Raw genomic sequence first — 19521 nt, 5'->3', positions numbered from 1 at the left:
TAGCTGCACTTTGAATGATATAAAACAAGAGAGTGCCAATGGCAGTCAAAGTATTAGTTGTTGATGATTCAAGCTTTTTTCGTCGCCGTGTAAGCGAAATTTTAGAGCAAGACAGCAATATTCAAGTGATTGGTTTTGCCGTAAACGGTCGTGAAGCGGTCGATAAAGCCCGTGAATTAAAACCTGATGTAATTACTATGGATGTTGAAATGCCGGTTCTTGATGGCATTAGTGCCGTGAAAGAAATAATGGCAGCAACACCAACTCCTATCTTAATGTTCTCATCACTCACCCGTGATGGTGCAACTGCAACCCTAGACGCACTTGATGCTGGGGCGTTAGATTTTTTACCGAAAAAGTTCGAAGACATTGCGCGCAACAATGAAGATGCAATCGCGCTTTTACAAAATAAAGTAAAAGAAATTGGTCGCCGTCGCCTTTCTCGTTTTTCGCGCCCAGCACCTATTTCGCGACCAACTCCGACTCCTGCACCAAGGAGCTGTAGCACTACAAATACGAGTAGCGGTATTGTTCAGCCTGATCGCAGCTTTAGCCGTCCAGCTCCAGCTAGCTCGCCTGCAGCATCGTCTTCGAATACGAGTAACATTCGAGCTTCGGGCAAGCAATATCAGTTGGTTGCTATTGGCACATCAACCGGTGGACCTGTAGCGCTACAAACAATTTTAACTCAGCTGCCAGCTAACTTTCCGCATCCAATTTTGCTTATTCAGCATATGCCAGCTGCGTTTACACCTGCTTTTGCTGCACGCCTTAATGGCTTATGCAGAATCAATGTGAAAGAAGCGCAAAATGGTGACCGTTTAATGCCTGGTACCGCTTATTTAGCGCCAGGTGGTCAACAAATGCTAATAGAAGGACGAGGCGGCTCTCGCACATTGCGTGTGTTTGAAGACGACAGTCCACGTATTACTTACAAACCGAGTGTTGACGTGACCTTTGCTAGTGCTGCAAAAACCTTTGGTGGTGATGTGCTAGCTGTAGTATTAACGGGCATGGGCGCTGATGGCCGTGATGGTGCGCGTATGCTTAAGCAAGTTGGTGCTACTATTTGGGCGCAAGATGAAAAAACCAGTGTGGTATATGGCATGCCACAAGCTGTTGCAAATGCGGGGCTGGCGAGCGAGAGCTTAGCACTCACTGATGTTGCAGCTCGCCTAACGCGTGAGACTGGCTGTGGATAAGCTATCTTTTCTTGGCTTAATTGTCGCGATAAGTGCCATCGCCTTTGGCTATGCATTAGAGGGCGGGGTTGTTTCTGCACTGTTTAATGGTCCTGCGCTTATCATCGTACTCGGTGGTACGCTTGGGGCTGTGATGCTTCAGACCCCTGCAAGTGTTTTTACTAAAACTCTAAAGATCAGTCATTGGGTGTTTTTTCCGCCATATCACGATATTGATGCAGCCATTGAACAAGTAAAGCGTTGGTCACACAAAGCACGCCAAGAAGGCTACTTAGCCCTTGAGTCTGAAGCGCTGTCGCATTCAGACCCGTATGCGGCAAAGGGCTTGAGTCTACTTGTTGATGGGATTGATGAGCAAAAGCTCAGAGATACCCTTGAAATTGATTTAATGCTTGAACGCGAGCGCTTACTCGAGGTAAGCCGAGTTTACGAAGCCATGGGCGGTTATAGCCCTACAATTGGTATTCTAGGTGCGGTACTCGGATTGATTCAGGCTATGCAATTTATCACCGATCCTGAAAAACTGGGTGCCGGTGTCGCTACTGCGTTTATCGCTACTATTTACGGTGTTGGTTTAGCTAACTTATTATTCTTGCCAATGGCGAATAAACTTAAGCAGCAAGTTGAGCAAAAAATGCTGTATCATGAACTACTTGCTGAAGGCATTATTGCTATTTCGCAAGGTGAAAGCCCACTTAATATCGAACTAAAACTTGAGGCGTACCGTGTAGAGCGCCCAAGCTTAGTTGACGAGTAATTTATTATGATGCGCCGTCGTCTGCGTCATAACACGTCAAAAAACCAACATACTGAGCGCTGGCTTGTCTCTTATGCCGATTACATGACCATCATGTTTGCTTTTTTTGTGGTCATGTATGCTATCGCAATTAGTAAAAATGAAGACTTTCAAATTCTCTCAGACTCACTGGAGCAGGTGTTCGAAAAATCAGCTCGTCAGCAACAACAGGTTGGCACTGGGGTTAACGGCACAGGCATATTAACTGACAGAGTTAGTCCTGAGAACGACATTCTATACGGTGAGAGCATTCGTAAAGATGAGCAGGGCCCTGAATTACTCGATGGACAAAGCGAAACCAGCAATATTGAGAAAAAGCATCTTGGCAAGCCTCTCGACAGCTTACTGACTAAATTACAGTCTGCACTGATTGATGAAATTCGTGATGGCGAAGCGAGTTTAGAGCTTCACCAAGATTGGCTTATCATCGAATTAAGTTCAGGTATGTTGTTTTCATCGGGCAGTGCTGTTGCACAGCAGCGTGCCAAGCAAGTTGTTGGTTTAGTGAAAGACATTATCGCGCCGGTTGATAATTACATTCGCGTGCGTGGTTATACCGATAATGAAGGTATTCGTAATGAGATGTTTCGCTCAAACTGGGAGCTATCTGTAGCGCGGGCTACATCCGTACTGGTTGAGCTTGAGAGCTTGGGCATTAACCCTGCGCGTATGGCTATTGAAGGCTACGGGCAGTATTCGCCCTTCGCAAGTAATGACACTGAGCAAGGCCGCGCAGAAAACCGCAAAGTGGTTGTTGCATTGTCTAAATATGGTTTACCGCCAAAAGAGCCAGAAAATACTGAACAAGAGTCACAAAACCAACCGCAACAGACGACAGAAATTGAGTTGCCAAGCGATGATAACAGCATTAAAGTGATTCAATTACCACATGGTGGCATTAGGATTACCACGCGCAATGAACAATAATAAGGTGTGATGTGAAAGTTTGGACCGTAGCGAATCAAAAAGGTGGGGTAGGGAAAACAACAACAGCCGTTAGCCTTGCTGGTATTCTCGCTTTACAAGGAAAACGCGTGTTACTTATTGACACCGATCCGCATGCGTCATTGACTTATTATTTTGGTATCGATTCAGAAGACTTAGAAGTTAGCGTGTACGATATCTTTGCGCGCGGCAATAACATGGCCAGTGAAGAAATTTTACAGGCTCTATGTCCATCAACACTTGAAAACCTTGATATCTTACCTGCGACTATGGCAATCGCGACGCTTGATAGAAGCATGGGCAATAAAAATGGCATGGGCTTAATACTTAAAAAAGCACTGGCCAAAATTAGCGACCATTATGATTATGCAATTATTGATTGCCCGCCTGTCTTGGGTGTTTTGATGGTTAATGCTCTCGCAGCCAGTGAGCGAATTTTAGTGCCCGTACAAACAGAATTTTTGGCCTTAAAAGGGCTTGATCGTATGATGCGTACGATGGAGCTGATGCAAACATCGCAAGCAAAACATTACCAATATACAATTATTCCTACAATGTACGATAAACGTACTAAAGCATCACTTGAAGCTTACAAGACTCTGCAGGATAATTACAAAGATAAAGTATGGTCAGGTGTGGTTCCTGTCGATACAAAGTTTAGAGATGCTAGTTTAGCACAGCAAGTGCCGATTCAATTTTGCCCGCGTTCGCGAGGCGTTTTTGCCTATCGTGCCCTGCTTGATTACTTAGTTGCACAAGGTTAAAGATGAGTAAGCATTTATTTGCCAATGAAAAAGTGATGACCCAATATTTGGGCGCTTTGTTGTGTGAAGATGAGCCTACAGACCAAAATCTTGAGCCAGTCGCAAAGCTGCTGGAGCAGGTTAAAGAGCCTGAAACTAAGACAGAAGAAAAGCTGACAGACGTTCAGCCTACTCCAGAACCTGTTTTACCACCCCCTGAACCGACTAAAGAGCTTGAGAAAACCGAGAACCAAGCTAATATCAAAGATATAGTCGCAGAACCTAAAGCTGAACTGGTTGCAAAAACCTCGTCGGATCGTCAAGAAGACTATTTTGATGGTGAATTTCAGGCATTATTCTTTGAGGTTGCAGGGTTAACGCTTGCTGTACCGTTAAAAGCATTAGGGGGAATTCATCAACTGGCAGAGGTTAACCAATTATTTGGTAAACCTAAATGGTTTAAAGGTGTAATGCTAAACCGTGAAGAAAAACTAAATGTTGTTGATACTGCACGTTGGGTTATGCCAGAAAAGTATGATGAAAAATTAGAACAATCATTAGATTATCAGTATTTAATCACCTTAGGTGACAGTCAATGGGGATTATTGGCTGAAAAGCTTGTCAATAATATTACGCTTCGTAAAGAAGATGTAAAATGGCGAGCAAAATCAGGTAAGCGGCCTTGGCTTGCAGGTGTTATCAAAGAGAAAATGTGCGCCTTGATTGACGTTGAAAATTTAAATCAATTGCTAGAGCAGGGCTTAGACAGCCGTGAGCAGTAACTATTTTTACGGAGTAATAGCATGAGTGAAGAAAGACTACTGTCAGCAAATAAAAACGCTGATAGCAACGATGAAGTGTTACAGTGGGTAACCTTTAAACTTGAAGAAGAAACGTACGGCATTAACGTAATGCAAGTACAAGAAGTACTTCGCTATACCGAAATTGCTCCTGTACCAGGTGCGCCTTCTTATGTGTTAGGTATTATTAACCTACGTGGTAATGTTGTTACTGTTATCGACACTCGTGCACGTTTTGGCTTAATGGGTGCTGAGGTCACTGATAATTCTCGTATCGTTATCATTGAAGCTGAAAAGCAAGTGATCGGTATTTTAGTCGACAGTGTTGCTGAAGTGGTTTACCTACGCAGCTCTGAAATTGACAGTGCGCCAAATATTGGTACAGAAGAAAGTGCTAAGTTTATCCAAGGTGTATCTAACCGTGATGGTGAGTTATTGATCTTGGTTGATCTTAATAAATTATTAAATGACGAAGAGTGGGACGAGCTAAGCGCACTATAAGCGTTTGGAAATTATATGCTGTTATACTCTTTGTTTGGTGCCTCAATCTTACTTGTATTAGTGTGTTTGGGGCTTATTTTTGTCAATAACAATAAGCAAGCGGCGGCGGTTCAAGCCAAGCAAAAGCAGCTGCAAGAAGCTCAACAGCAGTTGAGTATTTTGCGCAGTGAAGTAGCTGAAATGCGTGCTGGCATGCTGAGTATTGGCAAACGTGTTGTTGCTGTTGAAGAAAAAAGTAAAGAGCTTGAACAGCTACAAGATGCACAAAAATATGATGATCCGAATGCGAAAATTTATTCGCGAGCGGTTAAAATGGTTGAGCTAGGCGCTGATTTAGAAGAAATAATTCGTGAATGCGAATTACCCAGAGCCGAAGCTGAACTACTCATGTCACTTCATAAACAAAAAGGCGCCCAATAAGGCGCTTTTTTATTTGAGTGCATTTGAGCACTAGGCTTGAATGTTGAGCTTACCTTGAAAGTCTTGCCAACCTGGTGGAAATTTACCCCGCAATACGTACGAAAAAGCAATTAACTCGGCAATGACATAATAGAGCTCTTTCGGGATTTCTTCACCTAACTCAAGATGCGATAAGGTTTGTGCTAAGTCAGCATCTTGGTGTATCAAAATACCCTTTTGCTCAGCAAGTTTGACGATTTCTTCAGCCAATTCACCAAAGCCTTTACTGGTTACTCGTGGCGAGCTACCAGCTTCGTAGAGTAAGCCAATTGCTGATTTATGCATCGCTTGTTCACTCATAAAAATTACACCTTAATGTTAATAATCGCATGGGACTTATAAAAAGCTTGGTGGCTTGATGTCCCTTGTTGCAAGTTTAACTCACCTACATTCAAACCATGGTCTGCTAGTTTATGGCGCAGCGTTTCTAAATGCGGGTGAGCAAGCGCTGTCACTTCTTGTGAAGACGCGAGCAACTGGCAATCAACTGCTTTATCCATCACCTCTGCGGTAATTTGTAACTTGCCAAGCTGTGCATAATCAAAATTCAAGCGCACAAACCAGACATTTTTCGCTTCGAGTTTATTTTTACTTGGCTTTTTATACTGTCCTAAGCTGATTTCTGTTTGCCCTGTTTCAGGAGGTAATTTCATCGGCAAGAAAAATTGCGCTAAAGCACTGTTATCTTGTTGCTGATTGATAGGTGTTGTTTGCACCTGAGTCAAAGTGCTTTTTAGTTGTGAAGCTTCAGCCGCCATGGCTTGCATCGCAGGCTGCTGTAGCTGCTCGAGTAATTTATTACCGTTAACGGCTTTAAAGTTGGGCACTAACACTTGCAGTAAGGCATCAAGACCTGTTTGATTATTAAAACTAAGGTTGGTTGGTGCTTGATTAATAATTGGCGCGGCAAGTGAAGCCACAGCTAATTGTTCTAACCCTTGGCTAAAGCTCGCTTGCTGAGTCTGGCTGGGTAATGCTGTTGGCCTGAGGATACTTAAAAGCTCTCGTTCAATCGTAGTAGGATGCATGTTTTGACTCGAGATCATGCGATTAAATGCTTGATTTACGAGTCGATTCAAATCTACCGAAGACGATGTGTTTTGCTCACTCAGAGCTGTAAGTTTTTCTGTTAATTGCACCGGTAGAGGTGTGCTTGCTAAAGATTTACTTTCAGGAAGCGGTAATAGCTTCGCAATCAGCGTGGCCTCAATCGGCCTTATCGGCAATAAGGGTTGAGCTAAGTTTGGTTCTTTTGTTGCTAAAAAGGGAGCGTGTAATTTAGTTTGCTGCAGGGCAACTTTTTGTAACCCTGCTGTTTGCTCAGCTGGTGCTCGAGCCGCTAGATTATTTTGTTTTATTTGTTCATTAGGCGCTGCTAGAAGATTTTTAGCTACTGTTTTTACAGCTTGCTCAGCTTGTTGTTGCAAAGGGGCAGGTGCTCCTTTTAAATCTGGCTTTACATTTTGAGCAGTAGAATTTTGGGCTGAGTTTAATGTCGCTTGTTTAGTTTGTGTAACCTGCTCACTCGGGTTTTTAACTATTGAATTAGCAAGGTTACTTTTAGCTTGGGCGAGCTGCTCTGTGGCTGGTTTGTCAGATTTCATGGCAGGAACTGCGCCGCTAACCGCTTTGTTGTCTGCAGGTGCCTGTTGCAAAGTGTTATCTGTGCTCAGCAACGGTGGTTGTGTTTTGCTACTGTTTGTTGCTGTTTGACTCGCCTGAGTTTGTGCACTAACAAGCGGCTCTAAACTGACTTTTATCCGTTGCAGTAACTGTATTAATGGTGCCGCCTTGTTATAACTCAAGGGTAAGCTAATTTGCTTTGTAGACTGACTTTCGGTTAATGGCATTGTCTTTTTAGTCGCAGGTAATGGCGTATTAGCTGTAACTGGCCCACTGGTTTTTTGCGATGCTTGGGGGGCGGTTTGTTGTGGCGCGCTTTGTTGAATAGTGGCAAACTTTACTATATTGATTTTATTAGCATTAAAGCCCAGTTGGCTAATCGTGTTTTTGCTTTCAATCAGCGGATGCGTTGACTGGTTAACAGCCGCTTTGGTGGTAGCAGGGAGCTTTTCAAAATAGCGCACTGCATCACTAATTCGCGTTTTTAAATCAGCAAAACTGTCTTTTAGCCAAGAGCTGATGGGTGAATGTGAGCTGCTCGATGGCGCTATCAACGTACTCTTAGGTTCAACAGCTTGGCTTTTTAATGCTTGATTGAATGTCTCTGATAGCGAGTTCTTTAACAGTATTTGTTGCACAGGTGCTTTATTTATAAGTTCAATAGTATTTTTAACTTGCTGGGGGATTAGTTTTAATGCATGAGGATGAAATTGCCACTGCGCTTGAATTTGCTTAGCTTGTTTTGGCGATATTGTAGGTAGCGGTAAAGTTAATTCATTACTTTGCTTGTTTGCAACGCTTAACTGTACTTGTTGCCCAGCTAATTTTAAATTCATTTCAGGGGTTAGCTTAGCCACCAACTCGGCTACTTTTTGTTGGCTAACACTTTGCTGATGGAGTGAATCCCCAAAACGATTAATAATGTTTAAATTAAAGCTATTTTGTTGGTTGGTAGCAGGCAGCAAAATGGCTTTAAGCGGTGTTTCAGCTTTTAAAAGAGCAACCAGGCTATTGTTAAGAGCAAACTCAGCTTTTAATGCTGGTAGTTGTAGTAAAGGTTTACTTGGCGCAATCTGAGCTGGGTGCGGCATATTTGTATTTGCGCTCCCTTGCGTTAGCAAGTTCAGTAGTGCTTGTAACTGCTGGCTTTTACCTAGTGTAATGGTCAGCGGTGCTGGTGTGATAGTCAGCTGTTTGCCATCACTACTTAATTGAATATTGGCCGCTAAAAAGCGCTCAGTTTTGAGGTTTTCTTGCTCTGTTGATAAGCGCAGTGTTTGCCATGAGTTATTGATTAGCACGTCCATTTGCACGCTTTGCTTACCAATCACGATATTTCGGGCAGTTAAGCTCTGCTCAGCCAGCAATTTTAAGGCATCATTAGGGGATTGCTGTGATGCACTGCTGATTGCTTTTGGGTCTAGATTAAGCTGAGTGCTGAGAGTCAACTGGCTTTGTTTATTCATTATTTTAGATCAAATATAAGTTAATCGTTTTAAAGCAATATTCGTATTACCCTATCATTATGGTAGACTAACGCCTAATTTTGGGTATAGAGAATCGTCATCTTGTTACACATTAAGGCCGTCACCTGCATCAAGCAAGATCGTTGTTTGTTTGCGGATCTTAATTTCAGCTTGAAATCGGGACAAATTATGCAGTTAGCTGGTCCGAATGGGGCTGGCAAAACATCATTATTGCGTATTATCGCGGGTTTCGCTATAGCGGATGAAGGCGATGTTTTGTTCCAAGAGCGCTCGATTACAAAATACTATGATGAATATGCACAAGAGTTATTATTCATCGGCCATAAAACAGGGGTAAACACACAACTTACTGCCCTTGAGAATGTCGCATTTTGGCTAAAAATTAATGGCTACGATAGTAAACAAGACTTGTATCCGATCCTAGCTAAAATTGGCTTAGTGGGTCTTGAAGATGTGCCTGTTCGTATGTTGTCAGCAGGGCAACAGCGCCGTGTCGCTTTAGTTAGGCTGTGGTTAAATAGTGCAAAACTATGGATCCTTGATGAGCCATTTACGGCCCTTGATAAAAGCGGCGTTGCATTTTTACAAGAACGCTTTGTTGAGCACCTAAATGCTGGTGGCGCGATTCTTTTAACTACCCACCAAGATTTAACGACACATTTTAGTGACCTACAAACAGTGACTTTGGAGTATCGCCACTGATGGTAAAACAGCATTCGTATTGGCAATTATTCTCTGCGGTTTTTTCTAAAGATCTTAAATTAGCGTTTCGTCAGCGTGCTGAAATCGTTAACCCTATCTTATTTTTTCTTATTGTTATTACACTTTTTCCGTTAGCAATTGGCCCTGAACCCGGTCTACTTGCTCGTATGGCGCCGGGCATTATTTGGGTCGCTGCGTTACTCTCGACCATGTTAGGCCTAGATAAGCTATTTCGTGATGATTATCACGATGGAACGTTAGAGCAATTAATTGCTTCATCATACCCATTACCGTTAACTGTCCTTGCAAAAGTGGCAGCGCATTGGGTGATCACGGGGCTGCCTTTAGTGTTAATGACCCCGGTATTTGCTTTGTTATTGAATTTAGAAAGTTCAGCGCTTTTAGCAACCGTTCTGACCTTATTGTTAGGTACGCCATTGCTTAGCTTCATTGGCGCAATTGGCGCTGGACTTACTGTGGGACTACAAAAAGGCGGCATTTTAATGAGTTTACTTGTTTTGCCTTTGTATATCCCTGTACTAATTTTTGCAACCTCGGCTATTGATACCAGCTCTATGGAGCTTGCCTATAGCGGACAGCTTGCAATCCTTGGTGCCATGCTAATCGTAGCGATTATAGCGGCGCCAATTGCCATATCGTCAGCATTGAAAGTGAGTGTAAGTTAATATGTGGAAGTGGTTACATCCCTACGCAAAAGCAGATCGTGCTTACCAATTGTGTAACACCTTACTGCCTTATTTCGCCGTCGTTACGGTGGTTTGTATGATTGTTGGATGGGTCTGGGGGCTTGCTTATGCCCCAGCCGATTACCAACAAAAAGACAGCTACCGAATTATTTTTATCCATGTGCCTTCAGCTATTTTATCTATGGGCGCTTACTCTTCTATGGCGATTGCAGCAGTGATCGCACTAGTATGGCAATTACGTAATGCAGAACTTGCAGTGATTGCAATTGCACCTGTCGGGGCATGTGTGACAGCGATAGCATTAATTACCGGTGCAGCATGGGGTAAACCTATGTGGGGCGCATGGTGGGTGTGGGATGCACGTCTTACCTCTGAGTTAATTCTGTTATTTTTATACCTTGGTGTGTTATCGCTTTATCATGCTTTTGAAGATAAAAAAGCAGCGGGGCGTGCTGCTTGTATCTTAGCCATTGTTGGGGTTATCAACTTACCGATTATTCACTTCTCGGTGGAGTGGTGGAATACCTTGCATCAAGGTGCAACCATTACAAAGTTTGATACTAAAGCTATTGATCCAAGCATGTTTTGGCCATTAATGGTTAACATTGTTGCGTTTGCAGGTTTTGTTGGTGTGGTGACGTTAATTCGTCTTAAAAACGAAATTCTCCAACGTGAAAAGCATCGCCCTTGGGTGCGTGATATGGTTGAGCGAGGTTAATCATGCAGTTTGATTCTTTTGCAGATTTTATTGCCATGGGTGGCTATGGCTTTTATGTATGGTTGTCTTTTGGTAGCTGTGCATTAATTTTACTCGGTATTTTATTTAGTTCGTTAAACGATACAAAACGTATTTTCTCTTCAGTAAAGCAGCAAGCACAACGTGAAGAGCGCATTAAGAAAGCGAAGCAAGAGGCAGGGCAATGAATCCAAGACGTAAAAAACGTTTATTAGCTGTTGTAGCCATTATTTTTGGTGTGGGTGCAACGATTGGTTTAGTGCTGTACGCACTGCAAGAAAACATCAATTTATTCTATACCCCAAGTGAACTTGTTGAGGGTAAAGGACCAAACAAAGAAAAACCGCATATTGGTCAGAAGCTACGTATTGGCGGCATGGTTGTACCTGGCTCAGTTGTTCGTGACGAATCAAGCTTAAAGGTAAGCTTTAAACTGATCGATAAAGGCCCTATGGTGACAATTAATTATCAAGGGATTTTGCCGGACTTATTCCGTGAAGGCCAAGGGATTGTGGCGCAGGGCGTGTTAGTTAAAGCCAATGAAATTGATGCCTTTGAAGTACTTGCAAAGCATGATGAAGAGTACATGCCTGCAGAAGTTGCTGAAGCTGTGAAGGGTATCAAGCACGAAAAACCGACGTATAACTTAGATAACGGCAATTAATATGATCCCAGAACTCGGTTATTTTTCTTTAACACTGGCCATGGTGCTCAGTGTTCTATTGTGTATTTTTCCTTTGTGGGGCGCGCATACCGGCAATTTACGTTTAATGCGTGCAGCCCCATCACTGGCAATTGGACAATTCGTATTTGTACTTTTGTCTTTTGCTGCACTTGTTTATGCCAGTTTAACCGACGACTTTACTGTTTCGTATGTTGCTTATCACTCAAGTAGCACCTTACCTTGGTACTACAAAATAACCTCGACATGGGGTGGCCATGAAGGGGCAATTTTACTCTGGTTAGTAATGCAAGCGGGTTGGACTGGCGTTGTTGCTATGCGTTCGCAATCATTACCTTGGGTATTACGTGCTCGTGTACTTGGTGTACTAGGCTTTTTAGGTGTTGGCTTTATGCTTTACACCTTGTTAATGTCGAGCCCATTTGAGCGCTTATTGCCTTATTTCCCTGTTGAAGGTCGCGATTTAAATCCGTTATTGCAAGACCCTGGTATGATTATTCACCCGCCATTGCTTTACATGGGCTATGTGGGTTTATCTGTGTCGTTCTCATTTGCGATTGCAGCATTACTTACAGGAAAGCTTGATAATACCTGGGCTAAGTGGTCTCGTCCTTGGACTATGACAGCATGGGGCTTTTTAACACTTGGTATTACCATTGGTAGTTGGTGGGCATACTCAGAACTTGGCTGGGGTGGCTGGTGGTTCTGGGATCCAGTTGAAAACGCATCATTAATGCCATGGCTTGTGGCAACCGCATTGCTGCACTCATTATCAACCACCGAAAAGCGTGGTGTATTTAAGTCGTGGACCGTATTGTTGGCTATTGCAGCATTCTCGTTAAGCTTACTGGGTACCTTTATTGTTCGCTCGGGTATCATTGTATCTGTGCATGCTTTTGCCTCAGATCCTAACCGCGGTATGTTTATTTTAGCTTTCTTAGCCATTGTAGTTGGTGGTGGTTTATCGCTTTATGCACTGCGTGTTTCGCAGGTGAAAAGTGAGGGCCGTTATAAGTTTGCATCACGTGAAGTAGCGCTTTGGTTAAATAATATTTTCTTAGTTGTGGCAACGCTGATTGTATTGCTAGGTACATTACTGCCAATGATCCACAAAGAACTTGGCTTAGGCAGCATTTCGATTGGTGAGCCGTTCTTCAACAAGATGTTTGCTATTTTACTGGTACCGTTTGCCATTCTAATGGGGATGGGTCCGCTGTTACGTTGGAAACAAAATAAATGGTCGATGTTACAAAACAAGTTTGCACTATCGGCTGTAGTTAGTCTCGTGGCTACGGCAGCGTGGTTATATTCAAGCTATGACGTAATTGCGCCAATTACCTTTATTGCAACTACGCTAGCGGTATGGATTGTTGTTACTACAGTTGTTGATTTAGCAGCAAAAGTAACTATTCACAAAACCTTAGGCGAAGGCTTTAAACGTTTAGGGCTAAGTTATTGGGCGATGGTTTTAGGTCACGTTGGTTTAGCATTTGTGATTGCAGGTGTAACGCTAACCTCTGCTTACTCAGTAGAGCGTGATGTATCAATGAAGCCGGGTGACACTGTGGCGTTAAATGAATACCAGTATCGTTTTGATGGTGTTAAGTCTATTCGCGGCGCAAACTATAGCGGTCATGCTGGGGTTGTCACTGTGCTGAAAAACGATAAACAAGTAACCGTTTTACATGCTGAAAAACGCCGTTATGACATCGGTATGCAGTTTATGACTGAAGCGGCTGTTGATGCAGGCTTCACACGTGACTTATATCTAGCGCTAGGTGAGCAATTAAGCCAAGGTGCGTGGTCGTTACGTATTTACCATAAGCCTTATGTTCGTTGGATGTGGCTCGGTGGTATCTTGATTTCACTGGCAGGCTTTTTAGTACTTGGTGATAAACGCTACCGCCAAAAATCGACTAAGCAGGAGGCTTCAGCATGAACCGTAAACTACTCGCACTAGCACCTTTACTGGTTTTCGTTTTACTGTGTGTATTTTTATATCAAGGTTTGTTTGCTAACCCACGTGAGCTGCAAACAGGGCGTATTGGGCAGGCTATGCCAGCTTTTAACCTGCCAGATTTGATGGATGAGTCAAAGCGTTGGACTGATGCAGATTTAAAAGGTGAAGTTTACCTACTTAATGTATGGGGCACATGGTGCCCGACCTGTTTAGCTGAATTAGGCTATTTAACTGAGCTTAGAGAGCAGGGCGTTAAGATTGTTGGCTTATACTACGAGCAAGGCTACGACCCTGACTTTGATGGTCAGTTTGATATTAACGCATTACGCGATGACGTCACTAGCATGCTTAATCGTGCTGGCGACCCATATCAATTTAATATCTTAGATTTAAAACGCACATTAGCCCTTGATTTAGGTGTGTCTGGCGCGCCAGAAACCTTCTTAGTAGATAAACAAGGCACTATTTTGCTGCACCATACCGGCGATATTAATCCACGTGTGTGGCGAGCCAAATTCGCACCGTTAATGCAGGAGTTACAGTAATGAGACTCGTGATTTTTTTAGCAAGTTTGCTTATCACGTACAGCGCATTTGCAGAGCAAGACAAATATCAATTTGATGATAAAGAGCAGGCTGTGCGCTTTAGTGAACTTACCAAAGAGCTGCGTTGCCCTAAATGTCAAAACCAGAACATTGCTGACTCAGACGCCGTTGTAGCCAAAGACTTACGTGACAAAGTGTTAACGCTGGTAAAAGATGGCAAAAGCAAAGATGAAGTCATCGATTATATGATTGACCGTTACGGTTACTTCGTACATTACGATCCACCCGTAACACCAGCAACCTTAGTGTTATGGGTATTGCCAGTATTAATTGTGGTACTTGGCTTTGGCTTTATTGTTTTACGCCAACGTAAGGCATCTGTAAAACAAACATGGACAGAGCAAGACGAGGCACTACTTGCAAAGTTAATTGAACAAAATCAACGTCAGGAGCAAAGCTAGATGGCATTAATGTGGGCTTCTTTTGTTTTACTCACACTGGTTGCATTGCTATTTGTTGTCGTTCCGTTTTTTAAACGCGAACGTATTCAACGCCTTGATCACAATGCAAACTCGGAGTTAATCCGAATTTATCATCAACGTTTAAACGAGCTTAAAGCTGACTTAGATAACCAGCGTATTGATGCACAAATGCACGATGAGTCAGTTATCGAACAAAAGCGCCGTTTACTCAATGAGCTGTCTCCGGAAAAAGCGCTAAATAGTAAAGGTAACAACCGTATTTTTGCGCTTACTGGCGCTGGCTTTTTAATTGTTTTAACGGCTATTTTTTATGGTTATACGGGCAGTCAGCAGCAAATAAAAGGCTGGCATGACGCGATGGCAAACCTTAAGTCGTATGGTGAACGTGCCGTAATGCAAGATGGTGAGCCGTTAACACCGAATGAGCTGCAAGCATTTGCTTTAGCATTGCGTACCAAGCTTGATCAAAGTGGTGATGATGAAGTGGCGTGGATGCTGCTAGGTCGTGTTGCTATGTCATTAAATGAATTTGATATGGCAATGCAGTCATTTGATAAGGTTCTTAAAATGAACCCAGATAACAAGCAAGTGCTGATCAGCTACTCGCAAGTCCTGCTAATGGAAGGCAGTGATGCGAATATGTCTCGTGCGGCGACTATGTTATCGCGAGTGTTAAAAGCAGAGCCGACCAATATTGATGCTATCTCATTGCTAGCCTTGATTGCTTATGAGCGTAAAGATTGGCTGCAAGCAAAAACGGCGTTTGAAGTACTGCTTGCAAGTATGGAGCAAAACGACCCGCGTTATAGCATGATTGCAGAGCGAATTGCTGAAATTGATGCCCATTTAAATAATGAGCAGCAAGTTACAAATACAAAACTCGCAGAAGCTTCAAACAGTGAAATTAGCATCACGGTTGATTTAGACTCAGCACTTGCAGACTCGCAGCCACAAAACGGCACGTTATTTGTTTTTGCAAAAGCAGCCAGTGGTCCACAAATGCCATTAGCTGTGGTAAAAATGACCGAATATAGCTTTCCGCTAACCGTGACGTTGAGTGATAGCAATGCCATGGTAGAAGGCTTGAACCTATCAAGTGTCGATAAAATTATTTTAACTGCGCGTTTATCAAAAGATGCAACTGTGGTAACTTCTAGCGGCGAGTTGGAAGGCAAGTCGGATGTTTTAGAGCGTGCAAACGTAAAAGAATATTCGTTGCTAATTAATGAGTTAATACCTTAAGGATAGCCGATGTTTAGGCACAGTATATTTTTTATCTTTTTTGTAGTGCTTGCAGGATGCGCACAAATACCTGAAGAAAAAGCGGATGAGCGAGACCCATTACAGTCGTTTAATCGTCCTATGTATGATTTTAATATGGACGTGCTTGATGCTTATATTCTTCGCCCAGCAGCCGTTGGCTACGTTACAGTAACGCCAACACCGGTAAGACGTAGCATTGTTAATTTTACCGATAACATCACTGCACCAACGGATATGGTCAATGCTGGCCTGCAAGGTAAACCTGGTAATATGGGTATTAGCCTAGCGCGCTTTTTAGTGAACTCTACGGTAGGTTTACTCGGCTTTTTTGATGTCGCTTCATCGCTGGGTTTAGAAATTGTCGATGAAGACTTTGGTCAAACCTTAGGTGTATGGGGTGTAGGAGATGGTGCTTATTTGATGATCCCAGGTATGGGGCCAAGTACAGCACGAAACCTAACAGGTGATGTGGTAGATAACTTTGTGTTACCTGAAATCACGTTAACAACACCGCAGACTATTTTGGTGTTTGCGCTGAAAGCGGTTGAAGCCCGTGCTTCATTAATGCCACAAGAGAGCCTATTAAATGAGTCGCTAGACCCTTATATCTTCATGAAGGATATTTACTTCCAGCGTCAATTATATGAACTACATGATGGTAATCCGCCAGTTGAAAAAGAAACGGATGATTTTGACGAAGACTTTTTAGAGAATCTTTAAATCATAAAAAATGCCAGCAATTGCTGGCATTTTTTATATCATTAATAGATTAATACTCATCAGTCTCCAAACACACTCATTTGGTCATTAGACCAACTTAATGCGTCGTGGTAAGCGTCTGGTACTTCTTCTGGCTTAAGGCCCAACTGTTGTTGGATTTCTTTCGCTTTTTCCCAATTTGCTTGCTCATAGAATTTTACAAGGTTTAGATAGGTAGCGAGTAAGCCTTCATCTTTAAGAAGAGCGTCTTTAATTTCGTTGGTCAGCGGTAACTTATTCATAACGCTTGGCATATCTTCATCTAAGATAGCATCCATTAATGACATCATGCCTGTTAAGAAAGCCATACCTGTATCGCGTAATTTACCATGACTAATTGCCAGTAATTCAGCAAAACGAGCTCGGGTTAGCGACAGGCGGATCAGTTCAGCAGGTTTATCTGCAGATACTTGAGCTGCAAATAACAGCGACAAGAAACGTTTGATTTCTTCACTACCTAAAACAATAAGTGCTTGTTTAATCGTGCTGATTTCGGCGCGACGTTTAAAAGCAGCTGAATTAGAGTAGCGAAGCAGTTTGTAAGATAAGTTAACATCACGCTCGAATACCTCAGTGATTTTTTTGAGGTTTAAATCCATGCTTGACGTTTCATACAATAGCTCGGCAAGGGCCATCTCTGAGGGCGGTAAGGTTTTGCTTTGAACCATCTCAGGTTTTGAAAAGAAGAAGCCTTGAAAGTAACTAAAGCCCATTTCTAGAGCAAGTTGGTACTTCTCGTAAGTTTCGACTTTTTCGGCAAGCAACTTGATGTGCGGGTGAGGTTTTATCGCTTCAATAACCGCTTCAATCGACTCTTTGTCTGTGGTTAAAAAGTCAATTTTGATCATATCGATATACGGATAAAAATGACGCCACACAGGTTGATGAATGTAATCATCAAGGGCCAGTGTGTAACCACGCTCTTTTAAATCTTTAACCAGAGCAAGTAAACGTTTACCTGGTTGAATAGTTTCAAGAATTTCGACAACGACTTGTTCTTTACCCAGTAATAAAGGGTAGCCTTTTTGGAGTGTCTCTAAAGTGAAATTAATGTAAGCTGGTTTGTTATCCGTTAAATCTTCTAAACCAAAATTGAACTGACTACCTTCAATGAGTCGTGATGTTGCTTCATCGCCATCAATATCTGGAAACACGTTATCTACGCCATCCCTAAACAGGAGTTCGTAGCCGACAAGTTTCTTTTCCTTATCTAAAATAGGTTGGCGTGCAGCGTAAAAATACATAGTCCTGGCATGTCCACTTCGGTTAATTCATTTATCCATCAGCAATATATGTCATTGTGCCTGAAATAGCATTAATTAAATGCGAGTATTTGAGGATAAATACTGATTTTATTCTGATCTTAAGACTAGGATAAATTGCAATTGAATTCTATAACTTGCGATTAAATATCATATTTTTGTTATGAAAAGGTTGAAATTGTAAACCCTGTCATTGAGCTGCTTGATTGGAGTTGAAGGGGGGAAGCATGTTATAGTCATGAGTGATATCGGTTTTTACCCCAATAATGTCTTAAAATTAAATAACTTGCGAGTCATTATTCGGATTAAAAGCCAACATTAAACAACTTTTGGAGGCTAATTTGGAAACAGGAATGATAATTTCGTTAGCAATGTACTTCATCGTCATGCTGGGGATTGGGCTGTATGCTTATAAGCAATCTACCGACGATGTATCAGGCTATATGCTAGGTGGTCGTAATTTATCACCAAGTGTTGCTGCGCTTTCAGCTGGCGCATCAGACATGAGTGGTTGGCTGCTAATGGGTCTACCGGGTGCAATGTATTTGTTTGGTTTAAGCAAGGTTTGGATTGCCATAGGTCTAGTGCTCGGTGCTTGGGCTAACTACTTCCTAGTCGCGCCTCGTTTACGTGTTTACACAGAAAAGGCGAATGACTCAATCACCATTCCAGATTACTTCGCGAACCGCTTTGATGATAATAAAAATATTCTGCGTGTTATATCTGCGATTGTAATCATTGTTTTCTTCACCTTGTATACCTCATCAGGTGTTGTTGCAGGCGGCAAGTTGTTCGAAAACTCATTTAATATGAGCTACGAAATGGGTCTGTACATCACAACCGGTGTCGTCGTGTTATATACCTTGTTTGGTGGCTTCTTAGCAGTGAGCCTGACTGACTTTGTACAAGGCTGTATCATGTTTATCTCGTTGCTGGCTGTGCCAATTGCAACGTTTACCATGCTTGATCAGCCAGTTATGGAAACACTTGCAAATGCACGCTATGACTTATTATTAAGCTCACCAAAAGAATCAGAAATTCATGCACTTAATATGATGGATTGGTTTGCAGGTGGTTCAACGATAGCGATTATTTCTGCAATGGCATGGGGCCTTGGTTATTTTGGTCAACCACATATTATTGTGCGTTTTATGTCTGTGCGCTCTGTGAAAGATATGCCGACTATGCGCCGTGTGGGTATGTCGTGGATGACGCTTTCAGCTATTGGTGCTGTGCTAACAGGCCTATTTGGTGCTGCATATATGCTTGAAAACCAAATGCCAATTGATGATAAAGAAACGGTTTTCCTAGTTTTGTCTGAGCTTATCTTCCACCCTTTAATTGCCGGCTTCTTATTGGCAGCTATTTTAGCGGCGATTATGAGTACTATTTCATCACAGTTATTAGTTTGTTCAAGCTCACTAACCGAAGATTTTTATAAGATTTACTTAAACCGTAGTGCATCTCAAAAAGAGCTGGTTTTAGTTGGTCGTATTAGTGTTATTTTGGTGGCTCTATTTGCTATTTACTTAGCCTATGACCGCGATAGCTCTATCTTAGATTTAGTGAGTAATGCATGGGCAGGTTTTGGTGCTGCATTTGGTCCACTCGTATTACTGAGCCTTTACTGGAAGCGTATGAACTTACAAGGTGCTATTAGTGGTATGGTTGTTGGTGCTGCAACAGTGCTGTTTTGGATTTACGCGCCAATTACAATTGATGGCCAAGCATTAAGTGCAATTATTTATGAGATTGTCCCAGGCTTTATTTTATCAACAATTGCTATTGTTGTTGTTAGCCTTACAACTGCTGAGCCGAAAAAAGAAATTACAGACTTATTTGATGAAGTTGAGTCGTCACTGTAGTT

The 19521-nt window shown here is 42.4% G+C and carries 21 protein-coding genes; 18 read left to right on the top strand and 3 right to left on the bottom strand.

Annotated features, from left to right (window positions below; translation table 11 throughout):
• Positions 1–38 precede the first annotated feature (38 nt).
• Genes MTF66_RS18600 through MTF66_RS18570 form a run of 7 tightly spaced genes read left to right on the top strand, consistent with a single transcriptional unit; the run spans position 39 to position 5407 of the window.
• On the top strand, positions 39–1202 hold the full coding sequence (locus MTF66_RS18600) for a chemotaxis response regulator protein-glutamate methylesterase (protein ID WP_248527846.1): 1164 nt from the start codon (positions 39–41) through the stop codon (positions 1200–1202).
• Entirely contained in the window at positions 1195–1959 is a 765-nt protein-coding gene (locus tag MTF66_RS18595; RefSeq protein WP_054562170.1) for a flagellar motor protein, read from the top strand. The genes MTF66_RS18600 and MTF66_RS18595 overlap by 8 nt, the downstream gene beginning before the upstream one ends.
• A gap of 6 nt (positions 1960–1965) precedes the next feature.
• The gene (locus tag MTF66_RS18590) at positions 1966–2925 is read left to right on the top strand and encodes a flagellar motor protein MotB (protein ID WP_054562169.1); all 960 of its coding nucleotides are present in this window, start codon (positions 1966–1968) and stop codon (positions 2923–2925) included.
• Between the two features lie 11 nt (positions 2926–2936).
• Entirely contained in the window at positions 2937–3707 is a 771-nt protein-coding gene (locus tag MTF66_RS18585) for a ParA family protein (RefSeq protein WP_248527844.1), read from the top strand.
• Between the two features lie 2 nt (positions 3708–3709).
• On the top strand, positions 3710–4468 hold the full coding sequence (locus tag MTF66_RS18580; protein WP_055020708.1) for a chemotaxis protein CheW: 759 nt from the start codon (positions 3710–3712) through the stop codon (positions 4466–4468).
• A gap of 21 nt (positions 4469–4489) precedes the next feature.
• Positions 4490–4987 carry a chemotaxis protein CheW gene (locus MTF66_RS18575; RefSeq protein ID WP_058586379.1) on the top strand — a complete coding sequence of 166 codons (498 nt, stop codon included), beginning with the start codon at positions 4490–4492 and terminating at the stop codon, positions 4985–4987.
• A 15-nt stretch (positions 4988–5002) separates the two neighbouring features.
• Positions 5003–5407, top strand: a complete 405-nt coding sequence (locus MTF66_RS18570; protein WP_248527840.1) for a DUF2802 domain-containing protein — start codon at positions 5003–5005, stop codon at positions 5405–5407.
• A 30-nt stretch (positions 5408–5437) separates the two neighbouring features.
• Here MTF66_RS18570 and MTF66_RS18565 read toward each other — a convergent pair whose 3' ends face one another.
• Both MTF66_RS18565 and MTF66_RS18560 read right to left on the bottom strand, forming a co-directional pair.
• Positions 5438–5746: an EscU/YscU/HrcU family type III secretion system export apparatus switch protein gene (locus MTF66_RS18565; RefSeq protein ID WP_058586377.1), complete on the bottom strand. Its 309-nt coding sequence runs from the start codon at positions 5744–5746 to the stop codon at positions 5438–5440.
• 5 nt (positions 5747–5751) lie between these two features.
• Positions 5752–8535, bottom strand: coding sequence for a flagellar hook-length control protein FliK (locus tag MTF66_RS18560; RefSeq protein ID WP_248527838.1), 2784 nt, complete (start codon positions 8533–8535; stop codon positions 5752–5754).
• A 102-nt stretch (positions 8536–8637) separates the two neighbouring features.
• On the opposite strand from MTF66_RS18560, the gene ccmA reads away from it, so the two are divergent.
• From ccmA to MTF66_RS18510, 10 genes are read left to right on the top strand one after another with little or no spacing between them, the layout of a single operon-like run.
• Positions 8638–9258: a cytochrome c biogenesis heme-transporting ATPase CcmA gene (gene ccmA, locus MTF66_RS18555; protein ID WP_248527836.1), complete on the top strand. Its 621-nt coding sequence runs from the start codon at positions 8638–8640 to the stop codon at positions 9256–9258.
• A complete protein-coding gene (ccmB, locus tag MTF66_RS18550) occupies positions 9258–9944 on the top strand; it encodes a heme exporter protein CcmB (RefSeq protein WP_054553246.1) in 687 nt (228 codons plus the stop codon). Before ccmA ends, ccmB begins: the two co-directional genes overlap by 1 nt.
• Position 9945: 1 nt before the next feature.
• Positions 9946–10683 carry a heme ABC transporter permease gene (locus MTF66_RS18545; protein ID WP_054553245.1) on the top strand — a complete coding sequence of 246 codons (738 nt, stop codon included), beginning with the start codon at positions 9946–9948 and terminating at the stop codon, positions 10681–10683.
• A gap of 2 nt (positions 10684–10685) precedes the next feature.
• The gene (ccmD, locus tag MTF66_RS18540; protein WP_054553244.1) at positions 10686–10889 is read left to right on the top strand and encodes a heme exporter protein CcmD; all 204 of its coding nucleotides are present in this window, start codon (positions 10686–10688) and stop codon (positions 10887–10889) included.
• The gene (gene ccmE, locus MTF66_RS18535; protein ID WP_054562161.1) at positions 10886–11365 is read left to right on the top strand and encodes a cytochrome c maturation protein CcmE; all 480 of its coding nucleotides are present in this window, start codon (positions 10886–10888) and stop codon (positions 11363–11365) included. The genes ccmD and ccmE overlap by 4 nt, the downstream gene beginning before the upstream one ends.
• 1 nt (position 11366) lies before the next feature.
• A complete protein-coding gene (locus MTF66_RS18530; protein ID WP_248527835.1) occupies positions 11367–13322 on the top strand; it encodes a heme lyase CcmF/NrfE family subunit in 1956 nt (651 codons plus the stop codon).
• Positions 13319–13888 (top strand): DsbE family thiol:disulfide interchange protein, encoded by a 570-nt coding sequence (locus MTF66_RS18525; protein WP_248527833.1) that lies wholly within the window; start codon positions 13319–13321, stop codon positions 13886–13888. The genes MTF66_RS18530 and MTF66_RS18525 overlap by 4 nt, the downstream gene beginning before the upstream one ends.
• Positions 13888–14349, top strand: coding sequence for a cytochrome c-type biogenesis protein (locus tag MTF66_RS18520; RefSeq protein WP_248527831.1), 462 nt, complete (start codon positions 13888–13890; stop codon positions 14347–14349). Before MTF66_RS18525 ends, MTF66_RS18520 begins: the two co-directional genes overlap by 1 nt.
• Positions 14350–15612 (top strand): c-type cytochrome biogenesis protein CcmI, encoded by a 1263-nt coding sequence (ccmI, locus tag MTF66_RS18515; RefSeq protein ID WP_248527829.1) that lies wholly within the window; start codon positions 14350–14352, stop codon positions 15610–15612.
• A gap of 9 nt (positions 15613–15621) precedes the next feature.
• Positions 15622–16353 carry a VacJ family lipoprotein gene (locus MTF66_RS18510; RefSeq protein WP_248527827.1) on the top strand — a complete coding sequence of 244 codons (732 nt, stop codon included), beginning with the start codon at positions 15622–15624 and terminating at the stop codon, positions 16351–16353.
• 59 nt (positions 16354–16412) lie between these two features.
• Here the strand turns inward: MTF66_RS18510 and MTF66_RS18505 are convergent, their stop codons facing one another.
• Complete coding sequence (locus tag MTF66_RS18505) at positions 16413–17636, bottom strand: EAL and HDOD domain-containing protein (protein ID WP_248527825.1); 1224 nt, start codon at positions 17634–17636, stop codon at positions 16413–16415.
• Between the two features lie 371 nt (positions 17637–18007).
• Here MTF66_RS18505 and putP point away from each other — a divergent pair, with 371 nt between their 5' ends.
• Positions 18008–19519, top strand: coding sequence for a sodium/proline symporter PutP (putP, locus tag MTF66_RS18500; RefSeq protein WP_248527822.1), 1512 nt, complete (start codon positions 18008–18010; stop codon positions 19517–19519).
• Positions 19520–19521 lie beyond the last annotated feature (2 nt).

This window comes from Pseudoalteromonas sp. 2CM39R (genome assembly GCF_023161845.1).
The sequence above is the reverse complement of the archived record's forward strand: the minus strand, read 5'-3'. Positions and strand labels throughout refer to the sequence as shown.

Coding starts and splice junctions, on each gene's coding strand:
- MTF66_RS18600 (WP_248527846.1), top strand. CDS start 39: ATGGCAGTCAAAGTATTAGTTGTTGATGATTCAAGCTTTTTTCGTCGC.
- MTF66_RS18590 (WP_054562169.1), top strand. CDS start 1,966: ATGATGCGCCGTCGTCTGCGTCATAACACGTCAAAAAACCAACATACT.
- MTF66_RS18580 (WP_055020708.1), top strand. CDS start 3,710: ATGAGTAAGCATTTATTTGCCAATGAAAAAGTGATGACCCAATATTTG.
- MTF66_RS18575 (WP_058586379.1), top strand. CDS start 4,490: ATGAGTGAAGAAAGACTACTGTCAGCAAATAAAAACGCTGATAGCAAC.
- MTF66_RS18570 (WP_248527840.1), top strand. CDS start 5,003: ATGCTGTTATACTCTTTGTTTGGTGCCTCAATCTTACTTGTATTAGTG.
- MTF66_RS18565 (WP_058586377.1), bottom strand. CDS start 5,746: ATGAGTGAACAAGCGATGCATAAATCAGCAATTGGCTTACTCTACGAA.
- MTF66_RS18560 (WP_248527838.1), bottom strand. CDS start 8,535: ATGAATAAACAAAGCCAGTTGACTCTCAGCACTCAGCTTAATCTAGAC.
- ccmB (WP_054553246.1), top strand. CDS start 9,258: ATGGTAAAACAGCATTCGTATTGGCAATTATTCTCTGCGGTTTTTTCT.
- MTF66_RS18545 (WP_054553245.1), top strand. CDS start 9,946: ATGTGGAAGTGGTTACATCCCTACGCAAAAGCAGATCGTGCTTACCAA.
- ccmD (WP_054553244.1), top strand. CDS start 10,686: ATGCAGTTTGATTCTTTTGCAGATTTTATTGCCATGGGTGGCTATGGC.
- ccmE (WP_054562161.1), top strand. CDS start 10,886: ATGAATCCAAGACGTAAAAAACGTTTATTAGCTGTTGTAGCCATTATT.
- MTF66_RS18530 (WP_248527835.1), top strand. CDS start 11,367: ATGATCCCAGAACTCGGTTATTTTTCTTTAACACTGGCCATGGTGCTC.
- MTF66_RS18525 (WP_248527833.1), top strand. CDS start 13,319: ATGAACCGTAAACTACTCGCACTAGCACCTTTACTGGTTTTCGTTTTA.
- MTF66_RS18520 (WP_248527831.1), top strand. CDS start 13,888: ATGAGACTCGTGATTTTTTTAGCAAGTTTGCTTATCACGTACAGCGCA.
- ccmI (WP_248527829.1), top strand. CDS start 14,350: ATGGCATTAATGTGGGCTTCTTTTGTTTTACTCACACTGGTTGCATTG.
- MTF66_RS18510 (WP_248527827.1), top strand. CDS start 15,622: ATGTTTAGGCACAGTATATTTTTTATCTTTTTTGTAGTGCTTGCAGGA.
- MTF66_RS18505 (WP_248527825.1), bottom strand. CDS start 17,636: ATGTATTTTTACGCTGCACGCCAACCTATTTTAGATAAGGAAAAGAAA.
- putP (WP_248527822.1), top strand. CDS start 18,008: ATGATAATTTCGTTAGCAATGTACTTCATCGTCATGCTGGGGATTGGG.